This is a genomic window from Limnobaculum parvum (genome assembly GCF_003096015.2).
GTDB lineage: Bacteria > Pseudomonadota > Gammaproteobacteria > Enterobacterales > Enterobacteriaceae > Limnobaculum > Limnobaculum parvum.
On sequence record NZ_CP029185.2, the window covers coordinates 219,082 to 240,240 of the forward strand.

The 21,159-nt window shown below is 44.3% G+C and carries 17 protein-coding genes; 11 read left to right on the forward strand and 6 right to left on the reverse strand.

The window, feature by feature from the left end:
- Positions 1–182 precede the first annotated feature (182 nt).
- Positions 183–3,608: an FKBP-type peptidyl-prolyl cis-trans isomerase N-terminal domain-containing protein gene (locus HYN51_RS00510; RefSeq protein WP_108901061.1), complete on the forward strand. Its 3,426-nt coding sequence runs from the start codon at positions 183–185 to the stop codon at positions 3,606–3,608.
- A 110-nt stretch (positions 3,609–3,718) separates the two neighbouring features.
- On the opposite strand, the gene HYN51_RS00515 is transcribed toward HYN51_RS00510, so the two are convergent.
- The gene (locus tag HYN51_RS00515; protein WP_108901062.1) at positions 3,719–4,186 is read right to left on the reverse strand and encodes a hypothetical protein; all 468 of its coding nucleotides are present in this window, start codon (positions 4,184–4,186) and stop codon (positions 3,719–3,721) included.
- On the reverse strand, positions 4,176–4,985 hold the full coding sequence (locus HYN51_RS00520; RefSeq protein WP_108901063.1) for a winged helix-turn-helix domain-containing protein: 810 nt from the start codon (positions 4,983–4,985) through the stop codon (positions 4,176–4,178). Before HYN51_RS00520 ends, HYN51_RS00515 begins: the two co-directional genes overlap by 11 nt.
- 701 nt (positions 4,986–5,686) lie before the next feature.
- Here HYN51_RS00520 and HYN51_RS00525 point away from each other — a divergent pair.
- The 8 genes from HYN51_RS00525 to HYN51_RS00560 all read left to right on the forward strand — a co-directional run bounded on the left by HYN51_RS00525 (position 5,687) and on the right by HYN51_RS00560 (position 16,678).
- A complete protein-coding gene (locus tag HYN51_RS00525; protein WP_230513998.1) occupies positions 5,687–6,097 on the forward strand; it encodes a winged helix-turn-helix domain-containing protein in 411 nt (136 codons plus the stop codon).
- A gap of 261 nt (positions 6,098–6,358) precedes the next feature.
- The gene (locus tag HYN51_RS00530) at positions 6,359–7,117 is read left to right on the forward strand and encodes a hypothetical protein (protein ID WP_157952941.1); all 759 of its coding nucleotides are present in this window, start codon (positions 6,359–6,361) and stop codon (positions 7,115–7,117) included.
- Positions 7,118–7,153: 36 nt separating this feature from the next.
- Positions 7,154–13,315 carry a YadA-like family protein gene (locus HYN51_RS00535; protein WP_108901065.1) on the forward strand — a complete coding sequence of 2,054 codons (6,162 nt, stop codon included), beginning with the start codon at positions 7,154–7,156 and terminating at the stop codon, positions 13,313–13,315.
- Positions 13,316–13,398: 83 nt separating this feature from the next.
- Complete coding sequence (locus HYN51_RS00540) at positions 13,399–14,196, forward strand: OmpA family protein (RefSeq protein WP_230513999.1); 798 nt, start codon at positions 13,399–13,401, stop codon at positions 14,194–14,196.
- Between the two features lie 5 nt (positions 14,197–14,201).
- A complete protein-coding gene (locus tag HYN51_RS00545) occupies positions 14,202–15,071 on the forward strand; it encodes a hypothetical protein (RefSeq protein WP_157952942.1) in 870 nt (289 codons plus the stop codon).
- A gap of 335 nt (positions 15,072–15,406) precedes the next feature.
- Complete coding sequence (locus HYN51_RS00550) at positions 15,407–15,784, forward strand: BON domain-containing protein (protein WP_108901067.1); 378 nt, start codon at positions 15,407–15,409, stop codon at positions 15,782–15,784.
- Between the two features lie 97 nt (positions 15,785–15,881).
- A complete protein-coding gene (locus tag HYN51_RS00555; RefSeq protein WP_157952943.1) occupies positions 15,882–16,043 on the forward strand; it encodes a DUF1328 domain-containing protein in 162 nt (53 codons plus the stop codon).
- Between the two features lie 470 nt (positions 16,044–16,513).
- Positions 16,514–16,678 carry a hypothetical protein gene (locus HYN51_RS00560; protein ID WP_157952944.1) on the forward strand — a complete coding sequence of 55 codons (165 nt, stop codon included), beginning with the start codon at positions 16,514–16,516 and terminating at the stop codon, positions 16,676–16,678.
- Positions 16,679–16,780: 102 nt separating this feature from the next.
- On the opposite strand, the gene HYN51_RS00565 is transcribed toward HYN51_RS00560, so the two are convergent.
- Positions 16,781–17,167, reverse strand: coding sequence for a hypothetical protein (locus HYN51_RS00565; RefSeq protein ID WP_108901070.1), 387 nt, complete (start codon positions 17,165–17,167; stop codon positions 16,781–16,783).
- A 184-nt stretch (positions 17,168–17,351) separates the two neighbouring features.
- Here HYN51_RS00565 and HYN51_RS00570 point away from each other — a divergent pair, with 184 nt between their 5' ends.
- Complete coding sequence (locus HYN51_RS00570; protein WP_108901071.1) at positions 17,352–17,948, forward strand: hypothetical protein; 597 nt, start codon at positions 17,352–17,354, stop codon at positions 17,946–17,948.
- A 241-nt stretch (positions 17,949–18,189) separates the two neighbouring features.
- Here the strand turns inward: HYN51_RS00570 and HYN51_RS00575 are convergent, their stop codons facing one another.
- Together HYN51_RS00575 and HYN51_RS00580 are read right to left on the reverse strand one after the other, a co-directional pair.
- Positions 18,190–18,606 carry a type II toxin-antitoxin system death-on-curing family toxin gene (locus HYN51_RS00575; RefSeq protein WP_108901072.1) on the reverse strand — a complete coding sequence of 139 codons (417 nt, stop codon included), beginning with the start codon at positions 18,604–18,606 and terminating at the stop codon, positions 18,190–18,192.
- The gene (locus HYN51_RS00580; RefSeq protein WP_108901073.1) at positions 18,603–18,824 is read right to left on the reverse strand and encodes a type II toxin-antitoxin system Phd/YefM family antitoxin; all 222 of its coding nucleotides are present in this window, start codon (positions 18,822–18,824) and stop codon (positions 18,603–18,605) included. The genes HYN51_RS00575 and HYN51_RS00580 overlap by 4 nt, the downstream gene beginning before the upstream one ends.
- 200 nt (positions 18,825–19,024) lie before the next feature.
- Here HYN51_RS00580 and HYN51_RS00585 point away from each other — a divergent pair, with 200 nt between their 5' ends.
- The gene (locus HYN51_RS00585) at positions 19,025–19,264 is read left to right on the forward strand and encodes a transposase (RefSeq protein WP_230514075.1); all 240 of its coding nucleotides are present in this window, start codon (positions 19,025–19,027) and stop codon (positions 19,262–19,264) included.
- Between the two features lie 197 nt (positions 19,265–19,461).
- Here HYN51_RS00585 and HYN51_RS00590 read toward each other — a convergent pair whose 3' ends face one another.
- Positions 19,462–20,325, reverse strand: coding sequence for a YicC/YloC family endoribonuclease (locus HYN51_RS00590; protein ID WP_108901075.1), 864 nt, complete (start codon positions 20,323–20,325; stop codon positions 19,462–19,464).
- Positions 20,326–21,159 lie beyond the last annotated feature (834 nt).

Below are 21,159 nucleotides of genomic sequence, written 5' to 3' on the forward strand. Positions count from 1 at the left end.
TGTAAATTAAATCGGTTATTTACCGCTCACTTAAATGGTGAGATCGCGCTAATTTTTATCAAGTATACTTGGGTTGGTTTTCCAGTTTTATTTTAAGGTATACATCTGTTAATCAACCGATTTTTTACTTATTATACGACGATTATATATGTTGGTGTCTCTGATATGGGTATGTTGAGGGAATGATGAAATGCAATAATAAGCGTCGTTACAGATTTTTTTTCGCTCTAATTTTACCTTTGGCTCTACCTGCGAATGCGGCTTCACTGGATGAAGGCATCATTGGTGTAAGGGTTCGGGGTGAGCCTTCTCAGAGCCAAGCATCCAAGCCTTCTTCTGAGACAGAATCTCTGAATAACAGATCTAATCTGGAGCAGAGAGCTACATCTCCGGAGGTTTCCACCAAGGCATCCTCCAAAAGCCAAAATGAGTTACCGCGTTTGAGGCAGCAGCAGGCGGAATCGGTTAAACAGATTGCTGAACTTGAACGGAAAATCTCAACGCTTGAGTCAGCGTTAAAATTATCTAAAGCCAAACAGTCCGCATCTGCATCTAATGTGGAAAGTGTTGTTCCGCAAGACAATAAGCTTAACCAGCAGTTAGTCACGCTGAGATCACAATTATCTGATGCAGAATCTCGCCTGCAAGTATTACAAAAAACGGCAGATGCAGAAAAAAAACAGCGGGAACAAAAACAAACCCAGATTGATACGCTAACCAAACAGCTGACAGGCGATGAGCAGCAGAAAGCCTCATTGGAAAAACAACTGGCAGAATTGAAAGCTCAGCACGAAAAATTACAGAGCAATAAAACGGAAGAACAGAAGAAGCAGCTATCTGTTTCGGGCGCACAGATAACTCAAATTGCTGCGCTTGAGAAGCAACTGGCCGAATCGAAAGCCCGGTATGAAAAGCAGCAGGGCAGCAATACTGAAGAACTGAAAAAGCAGCAAACGGCCTTCGCCACTCAGGTGAATCAAATTGCCGCGCTGGAAAAACAGTTGGCGGAGTCGAAAGCGCAGCGTGACAAACAGCAGGACAGCAGCGCCGAAGAGCTGAAAAAGCAGCAAACGGCTTCAGCGGCTCAGGCGAAGCAAATTGCCGCGCTGGAAAAACAGCTGGCGGAGTCGAAAGCACAGCATGACAAACAGCAGGGCAGCAGCGCCGAAGAGCTGAAAAAGCAGCAAACGGCCTTCGCCACTCAGGTGAATCAAATTGCCACGCTGGAAAAACAGTTGGCGGAGTCGAAAGTGCTGCGTGACAAACAGCAGGGCAGCAGCGCCGAAGAGCTGAAAAAGCAGCAAACGGCCTTCGCCACTCAGGTGAATCAAATTGCCACGCTGGAAAAACAGTTGGCGGAGTCGAAAGCGCTGCGTGACAAACAGCAGGGCAGCAGCGCCGAAGAGCTGAAAAAGCAGCAAACGGCTTCAGCGGCTCAGGCAAAGCAAATTGCCGCGCTGGAAAAACAGCTGGCGGAGTCGAAAGCACAGCATGACAAACAGCAGGGCAGCAGCGCCGAAGAGCTGAAAAAGCAACAAACGGCTTCAGCGGCTCAGGCGAAGCAAATTGCCGCGCTGGAAAAACAGTTGGCGGAGTCGAAAGCACAGCATGACAAACAGCAGGGCAGCAGCGCCGAAGAGCTGAAAAAACAGCAAACGGCTTCAGCGGCTCAGGCGAAGCAAATTACCGCGCTGGAAAAACAGTTGGCGGAGTCGAAAGCACAGCATGACAAACAGCAGGGCAGCAGCGCCGAAGAGCTGAAAAAGCAACAAACGGCTTCAGCGGCTCAGGCGAAGCAAATTGCCGAACTGGAAAAACAGCTGGCGGAGTCGAAAGCACAGCATGACAAACAGCAGGGCAGCAGCGCCGAAGAGCTGAAAAAGCAACAAACGGCTTCAGCGGCTCAGGCGAAGCAAATTGCCGCGCTGGAAAAACAGCTGGCGGAGTCGAAAGCACAGCATGACAAACAGCAGGGCAGCAGCGCCGAAGAGCTGAAAAAGCAGCAAACGGCTTCAGCGGCTCAGGCGAAGCAAATTGCCGAACTGGAAAAGCAATTGACCGAGTCTAAAACTCAGCGAGATAAGTTACAAAACAGCAGTACTGAAGAGCAGAAGAAACAGCTGGCCGCTTCTGTTGCTCAAGTGGCACAAATTGCTGCATTAGAAAAGCAACTGGCGGGAGAAAAAGCCCAGCGAGAGATACTGCAAGGCAATAGCAGTGAAGAACAGAAGAAACAGCAGATGGCATTCGCAGGGCAACTGAAGCAAATCACTGACCTGGAAAAACAACTGACTGAAGAGAAAGCCCAGCACGAGAAGTTACAAACCAGCGGTACTGCAGAACAGAAACAGCAGCAGGTGGTGCTTACAGGGCAACTAAAACAAATCGCTGATTTAGAAAAGCAGTTGGCAGAAGAGAAAGCCCAGCACGAGAAGTTACAAACCAGCGGTACTGCAGAACAGAAACAGCAGCAGGTGGCGCTTACAGGGCAACTAAAACAAATCGCTGATTTAGAAAAGCAGTTGGCAGAAGAGAAAACGCAGCGCGAAAAATTACAAAACAGTGCCGGAGAGTTAGTCAAACAGCAAGCATTAGCCGCTGAACAACAGCAAAAGGTCGCTACTCTGGAAAAACAGTTGGCGGAAGCGAAGGCTACGCCAGCGTTAAATACTGAAGCGCAGTCTAAGCAGCAACTGGCAGCAACCTCGTCCCTTAAGGAAATTGAAGCATTAAAAGCTCAGTTGTCTGAAGAGAAGTTGCAGCATGAACAGCAGAAAAACCGCGCGGATACGTTGGTTAAGCAGCAAATCGCCGGACAAGAATTGTTGGCGATGTTTAATAAACAAGTTATTGCTCAGCAGGGATTGATCAGCACCGCAGCAAATAAATCGGGTGAACTCGCTAATAAGCCGGTCACCGATTTAGAAAATGAATCAAAAGTAAAAACAGCAGTAGCAGCAACGGGCGATAAGCCAACCATTCCTAAAAGTGAAGATGAATTGGTTGCCTATGCGCTGGGTATGCAACTGGGGGATAAGGTTCAGGATTCATTGGCGGAAAATGCTGAGTTAGGGTTGAGTGTTAACACTAATTGGGCGCTGCTTGGTCTAGTCGATACAGTGAAGCAGCAGCTACAGGTAGATCGTGGTGCACTGCTTGAGAGTCTGAATAAAGTCAGCGATACCATTCGCCGTAATATGCGGGATAAAAAGCAAGAGGCGGAAAAAAGTGGTAAGCAATATCAAAAAGAGTTTGCAGCAAAACCTCAGGTAAATAAGGACCCAACAGGTTTTCATTATCGTATTGAATACGGTGGAGATAATAAGATACCTGAGAACGCCAATATCATGATTTCAGTAAAAGAGAGCTTGGTTGACGGCACGATTATCGAAGATATGGATGTCCAGCGCCGCTATGTGACTCAGCCGCTGAATAAATATCCTCCGGTATTCAGAGCTGCACTGGCTCGGTTACGCGATCATGGCAGTATGACGCTGGTGGTGCCTCCTGAATTAGCCTATGGCGATCGAGGTTTGGCTCCGTTGATTCCACCGGGTTCAACCATCCTATATAGCATCCGAATTGTCGGTGTCACTACGCCGAAGTAATACAGAAAAGCCAGCTATAGCGTGAAGCGCAAAATGGGGTGGAGAGTGATTTCCACCCCATTTTTCATGGTTACTTTTCACTGAGCGCTGTTTAGGGCGATGTGCTGAGATTAAGTTTGTGCACAATAAAACAGCGGCATATCATCCTGCATAAACATATAATAGCTGGATAAATTCTGATGAAACAGGTGAATGCTTATTCCACGTCCTTGAATGCGGAAGAAATCAGGGATCAGATAGTTTAATTTATCTAGACGATTAGGGTTTGTATCGGTCTGTTCTGAAATCATCATGATGTCTTGCTTGTCCAGTACATACCGAAAACGCATTTCATGATTGTTTTTTTTGACCGGTTGACCGGTTACCTGTAAATCTCCGACGCTTGAATACCATCCTTCCCCCCCGCTAAAGGTAAAGAGCATGATCGTGTCATAGCTGCCTTTATTACTAACTACGGTAAGTTCACTTTCACAGGCAAAATGGTTATTTTTCCAAGAGAGATAACCCGCCCAAAATAAAGGACTACAGGCAAGAATAAATATCAGAGCAATTTTGATAACTGCTTTTTTATTGTTCATTATTTGCCTCAATATAGACATAAGATTCACAGCGTACGTTACTGCTATCAATTAATTTATCGCATACCACAAGGGATGATTTCTCATATACGCGATTAACATTCATATAGACAGCGCTTCCTGGGGTGCAACTAAATGGTTTTCTCTTCATCAGATCGGCAAATATGAGGGCGCTTTTTTGTGCGTCGTTATATGAAGAAAACAGATTGCATCCATTTACCTCTCCTGCGGGGTGATACGCCTCAAATATATTGTTACTGTGATATTGGGTTAGATATACCCATCCAGATGAACAAATGAAAATGATTGCAGCGAGGAGGTAAATCCATCTGAACGGGTTTGGTTTGCCCGACAAATTGCCTGCCGCGATGGTTGTTTCTTTTTCTATTAGGTTATCGGATGTGGTGTTTTGTGTTTTGCTATCAACAGGAATGACTGATGGTGATGGAAATATTGAAGCATTCTGAATTTCTCTTACGTCAGCGATGCACTTAACACCCGCTTTGGGCAGAGTTTTAATGACATCTTCAGCCAACCCAACGGACTTTATGGCTTTTCTTATTAATGCAATGTTTTGGTAAAGGGTGTTAGAAGAGACATAAACTCCGTTTTTCTCCCAAACCTGCTCAAACAGAAATTGCTGGCTAAGTGTCTGTCCGTTATGCAACAGCAATTGATGTAGGCACTGGCTGGCAGGTATGTGAAGGTTCACTTCCAATCCAGATTGCCCATAAACCGACAACGTATGCTTCTCAGGATCAAAGCAAACAGTTTCATTAATAATATAGATTTTGTTCATTTTTCAGTAAATTATGATGTGGCTTTCTGTAAGTATAGACGATGATTTCCTATATAATTATTTTGCAGTTAAGGCGCAAAATAAATCTTAATTAGATTTATTTTTATTATAAATCAATGCAATATGTTTTTTATGGTTGTTTTGATGCTTTTTTTATAATAAATTCAATAAAAACAAATGGATGAATATAAATAAATATAAATCAGATAAGATCACTCCCTTTTCTAAATATAAAACGCTATGGTCTATCACACGAATTCATTGTGTTGTTGTTCTAATTGAAGTTTCAAACATTTTAATTTAATTAACTTGTTTAAAATCAATTGTTTAATTTATTTTTTGTGTTGGAAATGACCTTCTCGAATGATTTATTTTTATTTGTTTAATATAAAACAATGAGTTAATTTTATTTGCAGTATAATGTACTTATTATATTCGATATAAAAGTATATTAATTTGAGTTTTCCAACATAACGAATGTCAGTGAAAAATGATAACTAACGAGATTGGCTGGATTTTTGTATCGAAAACATCGCTTTTGCCAATCATATATATTATTTTTTGTTAAATTATCTCTTTATCTAAATGTCAGCGATTATATTGAATTAGTGCGAAAGCCTTATATAATCGGCACACACAAAGAATGTGTATTTTAGAATAGATATTTACAGGAATGTAAGCTACAGATATGGATGGCATGGATGGATAGAGGAGATATGGATTATCAACTTTATGGTTTTTTAATTGGTAAAGATGTTCATTTCGAAATAGGAAGTGGGCAACTTTATCGACTTTCTTCAAACGGAACAGAAAAACACCTAATTTTTGGTGCTTTGTTTTTTAGTGACACAATGTTACAGCTATTTCTTTATATGTTGAAACACGGTCGCGATAACCGAGTAACGAAAGAAGAACTGCTGAAGAAAATCTGGGAAGACAACAAATTGAGCCCATCGCCCCAGCGGTTATGGCAGGTTTTAACAGGGCTTAACAAGAAGTTGCAAACGTTAGGACTACCTGATGAGTTCATTAAAACTATAAAAGGAAGTGGATACACGATAGGTTTTAAAGAAATCATTCCTCTCTATTATAGATCCAGTGAAATATTATGAATAATTTACACATATATTTACATTATTTAAAATTGAGATTTATTCTAAATTAATAATAAATTTATCTACGCAATAATAAATGATCTTTTAATGGTGAATATATTACCTGAATATGGATTTAAGTTATTTTAAATTGTAAGTAATTATATTTTTATTGCTTTTTTTTGTAAAATTTTGTGATGAAATTTATTTATAACCAACAGGATAAGTTAATTGCCTTCAGTAATGACTTTGGTTCTATTTAAGCTGAGTATCTGTGATATGAAGAAGATAATTTTATGGGTTAATCCATCAGCATTTTTGCGTATTTCGTTGAAAACACTGATAACAGGATTGTTAATCATAGCAACGGGTACAGCTTGTGCTGCTACTGAACAACCCAATGCGACACAACAATCCCTTGCACAAAAAAGCCCGGCCGATCGCGAGTTGATGTTTCAGCAGGCTATCGTGAGTGATTTAGCCGGACGCCATATTGAAGCTCGCAAAATATATGACGCTCTGAAAGGTACCGATTTGGATGAACAAATTGCGGTACCGTCGGCTATTAATTTGGCAGCGATTGAGCAATTCAAGGCTTCCTTAAACGAATTTGACAGATTAGCGCTAAGTCGTGATGCACGCGTAAGTGAGTATGCTCATTTATGGCAGCTCTGGCTTACTGCTCGTATGTATACCGGTGAGACAGCGCCTCTTAAGGCGAAACTCAATAGCATGGCCTCTGGCATGAAAATGAGTTCCCCAAGTCAGCAAGCACTTGTCCGCCTGTATTCCGGTGATGGCGACATGAATGCCACCATCTCCGCGATATCTGCCATACCCTGTACTGATGAACTTCAATGCCGCGATGCTAAAACTGTCGCTACCTTCTTTATTGGAGGGTATCTGCAGTATGTTGAACATGATGGTAAAGCTGCGTTGCAATGGTACGAACATAAACAAAATGAGCTTAACAATACCTCTTTAGAAACCCCGTTAATTATTAAGACCCTCACTTCTCTTAAGGCAGTGAAACACTAACTTTTTACCCCGGCATGGAGCTGGGAAAGGATATTTATGAACAAGGTTTATCGTTTAATATGGAGTTCAGCTCAGCGCGCCTGGGTTGTCGTTGGTGAATTATCCTCTGCTCAAGGAAAGGGAAAAACTCGCGCTTTAACTTCCGCCGTTTGCCGTAGTGGCGCGGCAATTGGCGTTTTAGCTGCGGCGATGTTATCCGCTCCGGCAGAAGCATGGACTGTTGATACGAGTATGGTGCGCAATGGCGGCACTGCGGCAAATGATAATGCGATTACTACCAATACAGCAATCGGTAGTGGGGCGCAAACGACGACAGATGCAGCGGGTCAGTCTACCGCTATTGGTAACACCGCACAGGCAACAGCGCAAGGCGCGACTGCCGTTGGGTCTGGTACTAAGGCAACTGCATTGAATGCTTTGGCCGCGGGTTACAAATCTGTTGCGTCTGGCGAGGAAACGATTGCTATTGGTCCGAATGCGTCGGCAGGTTATACCTACACGGACGCAAGTAATCAGACTTATACCGCTCTAAGATCAATGGCGATTGGTTCCAAAAGCCAATCTACAGCTAGTGATACCATCGCGATCGGTACAAACTCTGTTGCTGGTGGCCGAATGACCGGGGGATTAGCCAATAATGCAATTGCCATTGGTAATACTAGCCGCGCGACATCAACGGATTCTATTGCTATCGGTACCAACAGTTATGCTCATTCAGGTACGGGTTCTATTTCTATTGGTGCAAATTCAGATGCAAGCGGAGTCTCAAGTACCGTTTTCGGTAATGGCGCTAAAGCATTAAGCGTAAGCGGCATTGCCGTGGGTAATAATGCTAATGCAACGGGTTCAACAACGGTCGCTATGGGCCTAGGCGCAACCGCCAATAGTTATAAAGGTATGGCGATTGGTGCTGGCGCTCTGAGCGGCGCTTCAGGAAATAGCGGTATAGCAATTGGTACCAATGCAACCGTGGGTGACTCGCTCAATTTTAGTACTGCCATAGGTTATAATGCCAAGGTATTGGCGAGTGGCGCTCTAGCGGTAGGTAATGGTACACAAGCATCAGGCACGAATGGTTTGGCTATGGGTAGTGCAGCACAGGCCAATGGAACCAATTCTATCAGCATCGGTACCGGAAACATTGTTAACGGGAATAACTCAGCCGCTATCGGTGACCCAAGTACCATTAACGGTACAGGAAGTTACTCGGTAGGTAATAATAATACCGTCAATTCTGATGATGTCTTTGTATTGGGTAGCAATGTTAAAGTTAATGCTGGCCTGAACGGTTCAGTGGTTTTAGGTAATAATTCTACCGTGGAAGCGCCAATTGGCACAGCCAGTGCCACCATTGATGGTGCAACCTATATTTTCGCAGGTAGTGCACCAACCGCCGCAGTCAGCGTAGGTGCAACGGGTGCTGAGCGCACAATCACTCATCTGGCAGCAGGACGCGTGAGTGCGACCAGTACTGATGCAATCAATGGTTCACAGCTGTTTGGTACTAATTCAGCGATTAATCGCTTGAGCGATCGTTCGGTAAAATACGATGCCGATGCGAGCGGAGTGGTGAATTATAATAGCATCTCGTTAGGTGGCAATGCTTACGATAACAGCACCCACACCGGCGGCACCAAAATCACTAACGTAGCCGATGGTACAGCGCCAAGCGATGCGGTGAACTTCTCACAGTTGAACAATATCTATGAGAACGGTACCAAGTACTTCCATGCGAACTCTACCGGTACTGACTCTTCTGCAACCGGTACGGATGCAGTAGCGATTGGTATGGGTGCTGTTGCTAATGAAGCACGCAGCGTAGCGTTGGGTGACGGTGCGAAGACGGATGCCGTGGTTGCCACCACCGGCGTTAAGCTGCTGGACAAAGACTATGATTTTGCTGGCATAGCACCAGTAGGCACTGTGAGCATTGGTAAAGCGGGCGAAGAGCGTACGCTGACCAATATGGCCGCCGGCCGCCTGAGTGCTGACAGTACCGATGGCGTGAACGGTTCACAACTGTTTGCTACCAATACGGCATTAAATTCTCTTTCTACAGACTTGTCTGACCTTGATGATCGTGCAGTGCAATACGATGTGAACAGTGACGGTACGGTTAACTACAACAATATTACTCTGGGTGGTGATGCTTACGATAACAGCACCCACACCGGCGGTACTAAGATCACTAACGTAGCCGATGGTACAGCGCCAAGCGATGCGGTGAACTTCTCACAGTTGAACAATATCTATGAGAACGGCACCAAGTACTTCCATGCGAACTCTACCGGTACTGACTCTTCTGCAACCGGCACGGATGCAGTCGCGATTGGTATGGGTGCTGTTGCTAATGAAGCGCGCAGCGTGGCGTTGGGTGACGGTGCGAAGACGGATGCCGTGGTTGCCACCACCGGCGTTAAGCTGCTGGACAAAGACTATGATTTTGCTGGCATAGCACCGGTAGGCACGGTGAGCATTGGTAAAGCGGGCGAAGAGCGTACGCTGACCAATATGGCCGCCGGTCGCCTGAGTGCTGACAGTACCGATGGCGTGAACGGTTCACAACTGTTTGCTACCAATACGGCATTAAGTTCTCTTTCTACAGACTTGTCTGACCTTGATGATCGTGCAGTGCAATACGATGTGAACAGTGACGGTACGGTTAACTACAACAATATTACTCTGGGTGGTGATGCTTACGATAACAGCACCCACACCGGCGGCACCAAAATCACTAACGTAGCGGATGGTACAGCGCCAAGCGATGCGGTGAACTTCTCACAGTTGAACAATATCTATGAGAACGGCACCAAGTACTTCCATGCGAACTCTACCGGTACTGACTCTTCTGCAACCGGCACGGATGCAGTCGCGATTGGTATGGGTGCCGTTGCTAATGAAGCGCGCAGCGTAGCGTTGGGTGACGGTGCGAAGACGGATGCTGTGGTTGCCACCACCGGCGTTAAGCTGCTGGACAAAGACTATGATTTTGCTGGCATAGCACCAGTAGGCACCGTGAGTATTGGTAAAGTGGGCGAAGAGCGTACGCTGACCAATATGGCAGCAGGCCGCCTGAGTGCCGACAGTACCGATGGCGTGAACGGTTCACAACTGTTTGCCACCAATACCGCATTAAACACCATTGCTACGGACGTGTCCGATCTTGATGATCGTGCAGTGCAATACGATGTGAACAGTGACGGTACGGTTAACTACAACAATATTACTCTGGGTGGTGATGCTTACGATAACAGCACCCACACCGGCGGCACCAAAATCACTAACGTAGCCGATGGTACAGCGCCAAGCGATGCGGTGAACTTCTCACAGTTGAACAATATCTATGAGAACGGTACCAAGTACTTCCATGCGAACTCTACCGGTACTGACTCTTCTGCAACCGGTACGGATGCAGTCGCGATTGGTATGGGTGCCGTTGCTAATGAAGCACGCAGCGTGGCGTTGGGTGACGGTGCGAAGACGGATGCCGTGGTTGCCACCACCGGCGTTAAGCTGCTGGACAAAGACTATGATTTTGCTGGCATAGCACCAGTAGGCACTGTGAGCATTGGTAAAGCGGGCGAAGAGCGTACGCTGACCAATATGGCAGCAGGCCGCCTGAGTGCCGACAGTACCGATGGCGTGAACGGTTCACAACTGTTTGCTACCAATACGGCATTAAGTTCTCTTTCTACAGACTTGTCTGACCTTGATGATCGTGCAGTGCAATACGATGTAAACAGTGATGGTACGGTTAACTACAACAATATTACTCTGGGTGGTGATGCTTACGATAACAGCACCCACACCGGCGGCACCAAAATCACTAACGTAGCCGATGGTACAGCGCCAAGCGATGCGGTGAACTTCTCACAGTTGAACAATATCTATGAGAACGGTACCAAGTACTTCCATGCGAACTCTACCGGTACTGACTCTTCTGCAACCGGCACGGATGCAGTCGCGATTGGTATGGGTGCCGTTGCTAATGAAGCACGCAGCGTAGCGTTGGGTGACGGTGCGAAGACGGATGCCGTGGTTGCCACCACCGGCGTTAAGCTGCTGGACAAAGACTATGATTTTGCTGGCATAGCACCAGTAGGCACCGTGAGCATTGGTAAAGTGGGTGAAGAGCGTACGCTGACCAATATGGCAGCCGGCCGCCTGAGTGCCGACAGTACCGATGGCGTGAACGGTTCACAACTGTTTGCCACCAATACCGCATTAAACACCATTGCTACCGACGTGTCCGATCTTGATGATCGTGCAGTGCAATACGATGTGAACAGTGACGGTACGGTTAACTACAACAATATCTCGTTGGGTGGTGATGCTTACGATAACAGCACCCACACCGGCGGCACCAAAATCACTAACGTAGCGGATGGTACAGCGCCAAGCGATGCGGTGAACTTCTCACAGTTGAACAATATCTATGAGAACGGTACCAAGTACTTCCATGCGAACTCCACGGGTACTGACTCTTCTGCAACCGGTAAGGATGCGGTAGCGATTGGTATGGGGGCCGTAGCAAGCCATGATAACAGCATTGCCCTGGGCGCAGGTTCTGTTGCCAACGGTTCTACTCTTAACAATGCAGCTTATCTGGTTGGTGGTACTGCCACCAGTGAAGTGAACATAGGTGGGCGTCGTATTACCGGGGTTTCAGCCGGTGCAATGGACGATGATGCGGTGAACGTAGCCCAGTTGAAAGCGGTTTCTAATATGGCGAGCGGCACCGATGAGCGTGCGCTTAAATATGATTGGACTGATAAAAACGGTGACGGAATCGTTCAGCCTGACGAAGTGGATTACAGCAAAGCAACGCTTGCTGGCAATGGCGGCACTACGATAAGCAATCTGGCAGCAGGGGAGGTTTCGGCCACCAGTACTGAAGCCATTAACGGTAGCCAGCTATACAATATTGCGGGTGACACTTCGGTTACCTACACCACGAATAATGGTAGCGGTATTCGTTATGTTCGTACTAATGCCACCGGTTTACCGGAGTCCGATGCGTATGCCAAAGGACAGGCCAGTACGGCTGTAGGCTATAACGCGACTTCATCTGGCGCATCCAGTGTTGCTATTGGTCAGGACTCTTCAGCCAGTGCGTTAAGTTCTATTGCCATTGGTAAAGGGGCGGAAGCGGATACCGAGCGTAGCGTAGCATTAGGTGACGGAGCGAAAACCAAAACCGCAACGGGAACCAGCAGTGTTGTTATTCAGGGCAATGAGTATAACTTTGCAGGTACTACCCCGGTAGGTACGGTCAGTGTTGGTGATGTCGGCGATGAACGTACTATTACCAATGTCGCGGCTGGAGAATTGTCATCAACCAGTACCGACGCGGTGAACGGTTCTCAACTGTATGCAACGGTAGTGGCCATCAATAATATCCAATCGGGTATTAATGACCTGGGCGATGCGGCTGTGAAATATGAGAAAAACGGCGACGGGACGACCAACTATAATAAAGTGGTACTCGGTGGTGGCCCAACGACCATCACTAACTTGGCGGCAGGAAGTGAGGATGGCGATGCAGTTAACTACTCGCAACTGAAGGCAGTGGCTGAGCAGATAACGAATGTGTCCAACGGTACTGATGGTATGTTCCAAGTGAATAATACCAGCAAGCTGCCAAAACCATCCGTTACCGGTAAGGATGCGGCTGCCGGTGGCGCGGGTGCCGTAGCCAGTGGTGATAACAGCCTAGCGATGGGAACACGTGCTAAAGCAACAGGTAATAATGCTGTAGCGTTGGGTGCTGATTCCATTGCCGATCGCGACAATACGGTTTCTGTTGGTTCAGCAGGAGCAGAGCGTCAGATCACTAACCTTGCAGCAGGTACTCATGGTACTGATGCCGTCAACGTTAACCAACTGAAAAGTGGTATCAGTTCGGCGAATCAGTACACGGATAACAAATTTAACTCACTGAAAAATATGTTGGACGATCAGGGTGACAAGCTGAGCGCAGGTATTGCCGGCGCAATGGCGATGTCAGGTTTACCACAAGCCTATCAGCCGGGAGCCAGCATGGTTAGCATGGCAGGTTCAACTTATCAGGACCAGTCGGCTGTTGCTTTGGGTGTTTCTATGATTTCCGATAACGGTAAATGGGTTACTAAACTTTCCGGCAGCACAAACACACAGGGTGATTTAGGCGGCACGGTAGGTATTGGATATCAGTGGTAATCCATTCATTCAACCTGATTTGTATTGAAATTTGTCCCCGGCATTCGCCGGGGACTCAATAACCGATTTTTATAGTGAGAAAGATGATGATTGTTCATTCCAAACCGGTACGTCTGGCAATGGTGTTAGGCAGCTTTTTATTGCTCTCTGCCTGTACTCGTTCAATTAGCGATGTGGATTCACAAGGAAAAACCACTGCGGCTGTATTTCCTGACGTCTCTAAGGCTGTTCGTGAAGAGGGGAGTTTTGTTAATCTGGATAACCTTAAACAAGTTAAACCGGGTATGACAAAGGCACAACTATATGAATTAATTGGTGTGCCACACTTTGACGAAGGCGTTTTGAAAGTAAAAGAGTGGGATTATATTTTCCATTTTACTAAAGAAGATAAAACCGTTCTGACCTGTCAGTATAAGGTTTTATTTGATGCAGACATGAAGGCACAAAGCTTCTACTTCCTGCCGGAAAACTGTCTTGACCAACTATCGGCCAAACCAGTTGTAGTTCATCACGACTTGAGCGCGGAAGGTCTGTTTGCTTTTGATCAATCCGCGATGTCAGCGGCGGGTATCGAGAAAATTAAAACGTTTTCTGCGGAACTAAAAAATGTAGGTTTAGAAAATAGACGTATAATCGTTACAGGGCATACCGATCGCTTTGGCGGCAAGGCTTATAACCAGCGTCTTTCACTGGCTCGCGCTGAGTCCGTGAGACATCAAATGGTTAAAAATGGTATCCCGGCTTCAATTATTGACATTCAGGGTAAAGGTGACAGAGAACCACGAGTTTCTTGTCCGGGTAACCAATCTGCCGCGGTGATCGCGTGTTTGGCTCCGAATCGCCGGATGTCGGTTGATGTTGTGAATCTCCAGTCTAAGTGAGAGTGATGATTAAAATAAAATTTAATCTACAAAAGACCGCTGTTGGCGGTCTTTTATTTCTGGTCAGTCATCAGGCGCTTTGTTCTGTGGGTGAGTTGCGCGTTAAACATATTGATGTCCCAGCTTATAATTTAATCAGTGACACATTGGTTGGTATGAGTACGCCAAGCAGTGGCAAGCGTAATGACTTTGTATTGCAGTTAGTTTGTGATTTGGCTCGTGGCGATAAAAACCAACAGGAAGTAAATGCCGTTCTTCAACATAATCACATTGACGTGCAAAGTATTCCGGCAAAAGGAAGTATGTCGTCACTGCTGATTAATGGTGATAAAGCGGATCAGGCTTCTACCTGTGCGGCCTATATTGCCACGTCTTTATTTAATTCGAGCGATAACGCCGCGTTATTTGATAAGAGCAAAACCGAGTCTGGGAAGGATGAATTAACACTAAACCAGCCGCGTTTTGCCAGAGAAATGAAGGTGAGGATGTCCCTTGCTCAGGCAACCGCCAACCTATATGCGGTGATCGCCACTAACTTACCGAATAATAATGAATTGAGTTTTTCTGATTATCAACAAAGCGTTGCAAGTTCGGTATATCACTATGCGCCTGAGTATTTGAAACTGATCCAAAAATTGTATGCTAGTGATAAAGCGACATATACGCCTGTTACCGTTACGTCATCGGTGACATCAATTTCTGACAATCAAGGCCGCGAACTTGAGATAACGCCTCAAAGCATTAAATTCAAATCTAAAGGTGTGGTGTGGCTCGGTGAAGGGAAAATATTAGGTAAAGAGTATTTTATACCGGTAAAAATTATTGATTCTCCCGTAGCTAATAAGCCAAAAACATCGAAGAAAACTAATAAGTAAGGTAAAAATTCCCCTTGGTACTGATTGCTCTTTTTAATCTATCGGCATCACGTAATGTGATGTTGATATTTGAACGTAGCAATGCATTTCTCGATATTTACTGAATGCTTACTGATTATGTCACTATCAATAGATATAATCAGCATTATGGTACATTTAAATATCTGGCCTTTCCCCTGACGAGGGCCATTTTTATATAATTAACCTCCTAATTGTCAGCTATTTAATCTGGTTTTTTATTAATTAATCATATTTTACGCTAATGGTCTATACTTATGAATGTAGTGTTGGCTATAGGGTTAAGTATTTTCTCAACAAGCAAGAAGGAAAGCGTAATGAAGAATACACAATTAGTGAAAGTCATGATGGCTACATTTTTAGGTACGGTTTTATTAAGCGGTAGCGCATTTGCAGAAGAAAGCGTTGTTGATAAAGCGAAATCTGCGGTCAGTGATGCAGGTGAAAAAATTGAGCATTCAGCTAAGAAAGCCGATCTCTATATGGGCGACAGCGCTATTACTGCAAAAGTTAAAACTGCATTACTGGATGCCAAAAACATTAACAGTACCGATATCTCGGTAGAAACGATTAATAGTATGGTCTATCTGACCGGAAATGTAGCCAGCAAAGCACAGGCTGAACAAGTGATTCATGTGGTCGCTAAAGTAGAGGGTGTTACCAGCGTTAAAAACGATCTGATGATTAAACCCTGATTGAATTGCTCTTGGTTGATGACACGAGAGAGTAACAATACCTCCCCTGATTAATATTTATCTGATTTCATTTCAATTAATGAGTAAGGAGTGGGTTATGTTTCGTTGGGGAATTATTTTTTTAGTGATCGCCCTGATTGCCGCCGCATTAGGTTTCGGCTCCTTGGCGGGTACTGCCGCCTCAGCCGCGAAAATCGTGTTTGTTGTCGGGATTATCCTGTTTATTATTAGCCTGTTTACCGGGCGAAAACGGCCCTGAAGGCCATGTGAATATCTGATTCATCAGTGAATATATGGATAGCGAAAAAGTCTGCTGAAATGCGGGCTTTTTGTTTTTTTGGATGTGAGAACAAACAAAATAATAGGAAGCAACTCATCGCTTTTTCAAAAAAGTTCGGCATACTTCGCAGAGTTTGTATCGGGTTTAGAATTTGCGAAGAATGGGGGCTTGGTTTGCGATATTGTTGGTATGCATCCGCAAAATCGGGTGTCTGGATTGGCATCTTGTATATTCCCGGTGATAAAACAGAGAGTTCTGGTTATTATCAAGGCCTCGGCTTACCTAAAACGTAGCATTTAGCTCGTTATCATATCAATGGTGGCTCAGGCAGGGGCATCTTCGGATGCGCTGATCTCCGGGAAGTCAGTATGCCAACCTTGTCTGAGCTATCACCAATGAATTTGGCATTTCATCGGTGGTGGGTACTTATATTTTCCGGAGTATTTGCCATGGTTAATTTTATTGATAACAATCCATTAGATCTCAATGAACTCGCCTTTCAATGCGTTTCTCTTATTCATTCCATTCTTACCGTTGATAGCCCCGAAGTTAAAGAGGGGTTAGCGTTTATTTTGCGGGAAAAGCTGTTCGTGCTGTATGGCATGGTTGAATAGATAATAGAGTTAAGCCCGTGTTGGTGCGGGCTTTTGATGTATTTCAAAAGATGAGCCTATTTAGAGATAAAATTAGTTTCTCATTATCAGTAAATATAGAAATCATTCTTCAGTATTTTTATATATTGTAACTGAGAATGGGTTACCACGAACCCCTTTCCCTCCGATGTTGGTAGACATATTCATCTTTTCGAAAATTAGAAAGAGAAACGTACAATTACAAGAATGTCCTGCGGGGCATGCCTTAGAATTGAATACAGATGGTTTAAATCTTCTTAAGTCTGAAGAGGAAACATTCATCCCTTTGAAATATATATATGTTTCATATAAATCATTAAATGAAATCGACATTTTAGATTTCCCACGAAGATAAGTTATTTTTGTATCGCTATAATTAATTATCGTGGATATTCCTCCTCCGGGATTATTCATAACAGTAGCAATAGGAAGTGTTGTTTTTATATCATTAATAAATTTATTCAATTCCATTTTGATTATTCTCTATTTTAGATGAAGGGATATATCTTATCTAAGATCTATTTTCAGAATAATGCTTTTTTGCAGTCTATGGTAATATATTTGTGTGAGATCTATTTCGCTATTAATATGAAAATCAAAACTATCAGTATAATACCGTTGATAACACCAGATAAATTGTAAGGAAGACTAAGCCATGAACTTACCTGATTACGACTTTACTAAGGCTTCCAAGCTATTCAAAAAATCTGAAATAAGTACATCGGATATTGCTGATAAAGCCTATCGCCTTTGGAAAAAGCAGGAATATGAAGACGCTGCCATTTTATTCTGTGAAGCGGCCAGACGTACACAACAAGAAAGTTTGAGCAAAGATTCCCACTACGGTGAGGCTATGAATCATTATATTCGGGCCGCATTTAATTTTAATCTGGCGGGCAAATACAGTGTTGCGGAACCGATGTTACATGAAGCAATAAAGTATGATTGGCCCAGTATTTTACCCAATGACGTACATATGGTGGAATGGGCATACTCTTATCTTCTTTATAATGCCGAAACCAAAGGCAAAGAAGTGTTTGAAGCTTTATTTGATGAGGCAATACAGCATTGCATTGGTGTAGGAAGGAATTTTCCGTCTATCCATCCTCAACAAGAAGCGCTCCTGAAAATTGCATTAAATTTGCAGGCTCATGAGAGCGTTCGCCACATTATTAATGCGATTCAGTCCCGAAAACCAATATCCCGGGAGGCAAAGTTGCTTCTGAAACAGGCGATGGAGACAATCGGGTAGTTTTCTTATTTTTTAACATTAACGGTAGATATTTTGAAGTGTATGCACCGCTTAACAGGGCATGTTAGAAATGCTGTGTCATTCCAGTAAACTATTCAAAAAAGGAATGACACATGTCCCAGCCATTATATTTCGATAACACCATGAGTTAATCGGTTTTCTTTGAGCGAATCTGAATAGTGGGTTTTTTATATTGATTTTATTGGCTTTTTATTAATCTATTTTTGGGGTAAGTACACACTTAAGTACACGGAGTACGAGAGTGCCTAACGTGTTGGGATAAAATTGTCACTCGCTCCCGTAAATGTTGTGCTAATTGGTCAGTGGTCTTCTCACCTGTCGCAGCCTCTACCGTTAAGTTTTCCAGCGTATTGTCGTTATCACGGATCTTGATGCCGTTGCGGTAAAGAAAGGCCATAGTAACGAAAAATGCGGTGCGTTTATTGTCATCATTAAAGATATGGCCACGAGCAATAGCTACCCAGTAAGTGGCGGCCAGTTCAAACACATCGGTAACGCCTTCATGATGCGTACGGTTTTGCACCCGGTAGATGAGTGCTTCGGCTCTGCCGGGATCGGATAGACCTGTAACGCCGGGAAGCCGCTGCAATATGCGATCGTGGAAAGCGATGACTTCCTGTGCGCTGACCCATATCATCGGTTGGTCAGCGCCTCTACCGTATGCCCATGACGCTGCATAATCGCATCAAACTCCGCATCCAACTTAGCATTTTGGTATGCCTCGAATTCAGCCTTGCTGATAACGACGGCGGAGCTGCCGTCTCTGCGAGTGATTTCAACCGGTTCACCATGAGTGGCCGCATCCAGCACTTCTGAGATATTAGCGCGGGCTTGGGTTGAGGTGTATGTACGCATGATGTATCTCCTAAAATGTACATTTAAGTTGTACGTATATTGTGCATTTTATTCAACTGAATCTTGAAGGCGGGTACTCTGAAAGAGTGATTTGTCCTTAATTTAATGCCCACCTTGTTTTCAAATCAATACACGAATACGAGGTCATTATGACAAGATAACTTTATACCCCTGAATTCAAGCGCAGAGCCGTTGCATTGTTGCTTGAAAGTGGCAAATCCGTTGTCCACATGGCTCAACAACTTGATATCAAAGAAAATACGCTCTACAACTGGAAAAAACGATATCAGGGTAAACTAGATTCTGCATTTTCCAATGCACCTCAACTTTCTGTGCACGAATTGGAAATCCGCCGTCTTAAGGTCAAAATCGCCGAACTGGAAGAGGATAAAACTATCCTAAAAAAAGCGGCGCCATTTTTTGTGCGGAAAAGCCGCTGAAATAGGCCATGGTGATTAAATTATCGGCTTTCCATTCCGTGAGTCGTTTTTGTTGGCTGTTGAGCGTCAGCGCCCGTGGTTACTGGGTGTGGTGCGAGAACCTCGTGAGATTTCATGAAATTAAAAAAAGCCCGTATTTACACGGACTTAGTTATATTTCGGGGATGTAGTGAGAGTCTGTGAGTCAGTATGAAACGCTACTCAATGTTTTGTATCTGCTCCCGCATCTGCTCAATTAACACCTTCAACTCAATCGCCGATGCAGTCACCTCTGAATTAATCGACTTCGACGCCAGCGTATTCGACTCGCGGTTGAACTCCTGCATCATAAAGTCTAAACGGCGGCCAACGGCTTCCGGTTTTTTCAAAATGGCATAAGTCTCTTTCACATGTGCTTCAAGGCGGTCCAGCTCTTCGGCGACATCGGTGCGCTGTGCCAGCATCACCAGCTCTTGCTCCAGACGGTTATTGTCTAACTGTACCTGCGCCTCTTCCAGCTTGCTGAGTAGTCGTTCGCGCTGCCAAGCCATAACTTCAGGCATACGGGCACGGACTTTTACCACTTCAGAACTTACCCCTTCCAGACGTTGTTCAATCAGGGTCTTCAGTGACGCGCCTTCACGCTCGCGGGCATCGATAAATTCGTTAATGGCGATCTCCAGTGATTCCATCAGTTCGGTACTGATCGCATCCAAATCCTGACTTTTTGCTGACATCACGCCCGGCCAGCGCAGAATATCGACCGGATTAATTTCTCCTTCATCGCTCTGCATCTTCACCCAATTGGCGGCCTGCACCAGTTGTTGGGCCAGCTCTTTGTTTAGCATCATCTCGGTTTGAGCGGAAGGATCAATGTCAAACCGCAGGTTACACTCGATTTTTCCACGGGTCAGACGCGTACGTAAGCGCTCACGAATTACCGGTTCTAGGCTGCGAAATTGTTCTGGCAGGCGGATGTATGTTTCTAAATAACGCTGGTTAACGGAACGGAGTTCCCAGGTTGCGCTACCCCATTCCCCTTTGGTTTCGTGGCGTGCATAAGCGGTCATACTGCGGATCATAATCAGGTACCCGTTTGTCGAAGAAAAAAGATTATACCTTTGAGTGCCAAACCATACTTGGCTGAATGTATATACGTCTATAGATTCAGGCTACTTAAAATTAGCGCCATAATCAACGAAGTCAGTCTACCACGATATTAGAGGGTCTTTGACTTAACAAAGTAGAGGCTCATCATATAAACGACAGTCAGGCTATACGGGCGAATGAAAAACAGGCCATCAGTTAATTGTTATTTTTTTGTTAAATCCTCTAGGGTTAGGAAATAAACTAAAAATCTATGTCTAAATGAAAAGGGTTAATAAATAATAATTAAATACTTGTTTGAACATATTCAATACGAAATAAATAACTCTATTTGATTAGGGGGTTGTGTTCTTTTTGTTAAAGAAAATCACCTGTGTTACTAATTAGGTAATGCTAATTATCTTAAATTTCCCCCATGTTTGTGATTCTAATTAAATTTATATTTATGAATAATTATTTTTTATTAAAACACGTATGAAATTATCGAATAATTAAAATGAAACTATTTTGTAACTTTTTACGTTATTTCGCTTTTTGGATAATTGGCAAATAAAAACTGGATTACAATCTCGCGCGAATAGAGGTAAGCCGCGCTTTTAAAAATACGGCTAGTCATAATTTTCTTAGAGAATCCCCCTAGTTAAGGGCGTTGTGTAGCGCATCAATGTGACAACCTTATCTTTTTAGCCTCAGGCCTGCCGCTGTCTGTAGGGTGTGCCTGTGGTGAACATAATAGATTAAGCTATCAGACGAAGATCGTTAATTCATTAAATAACGATATAGTTTGAATACAAGGATCGTACTATCAT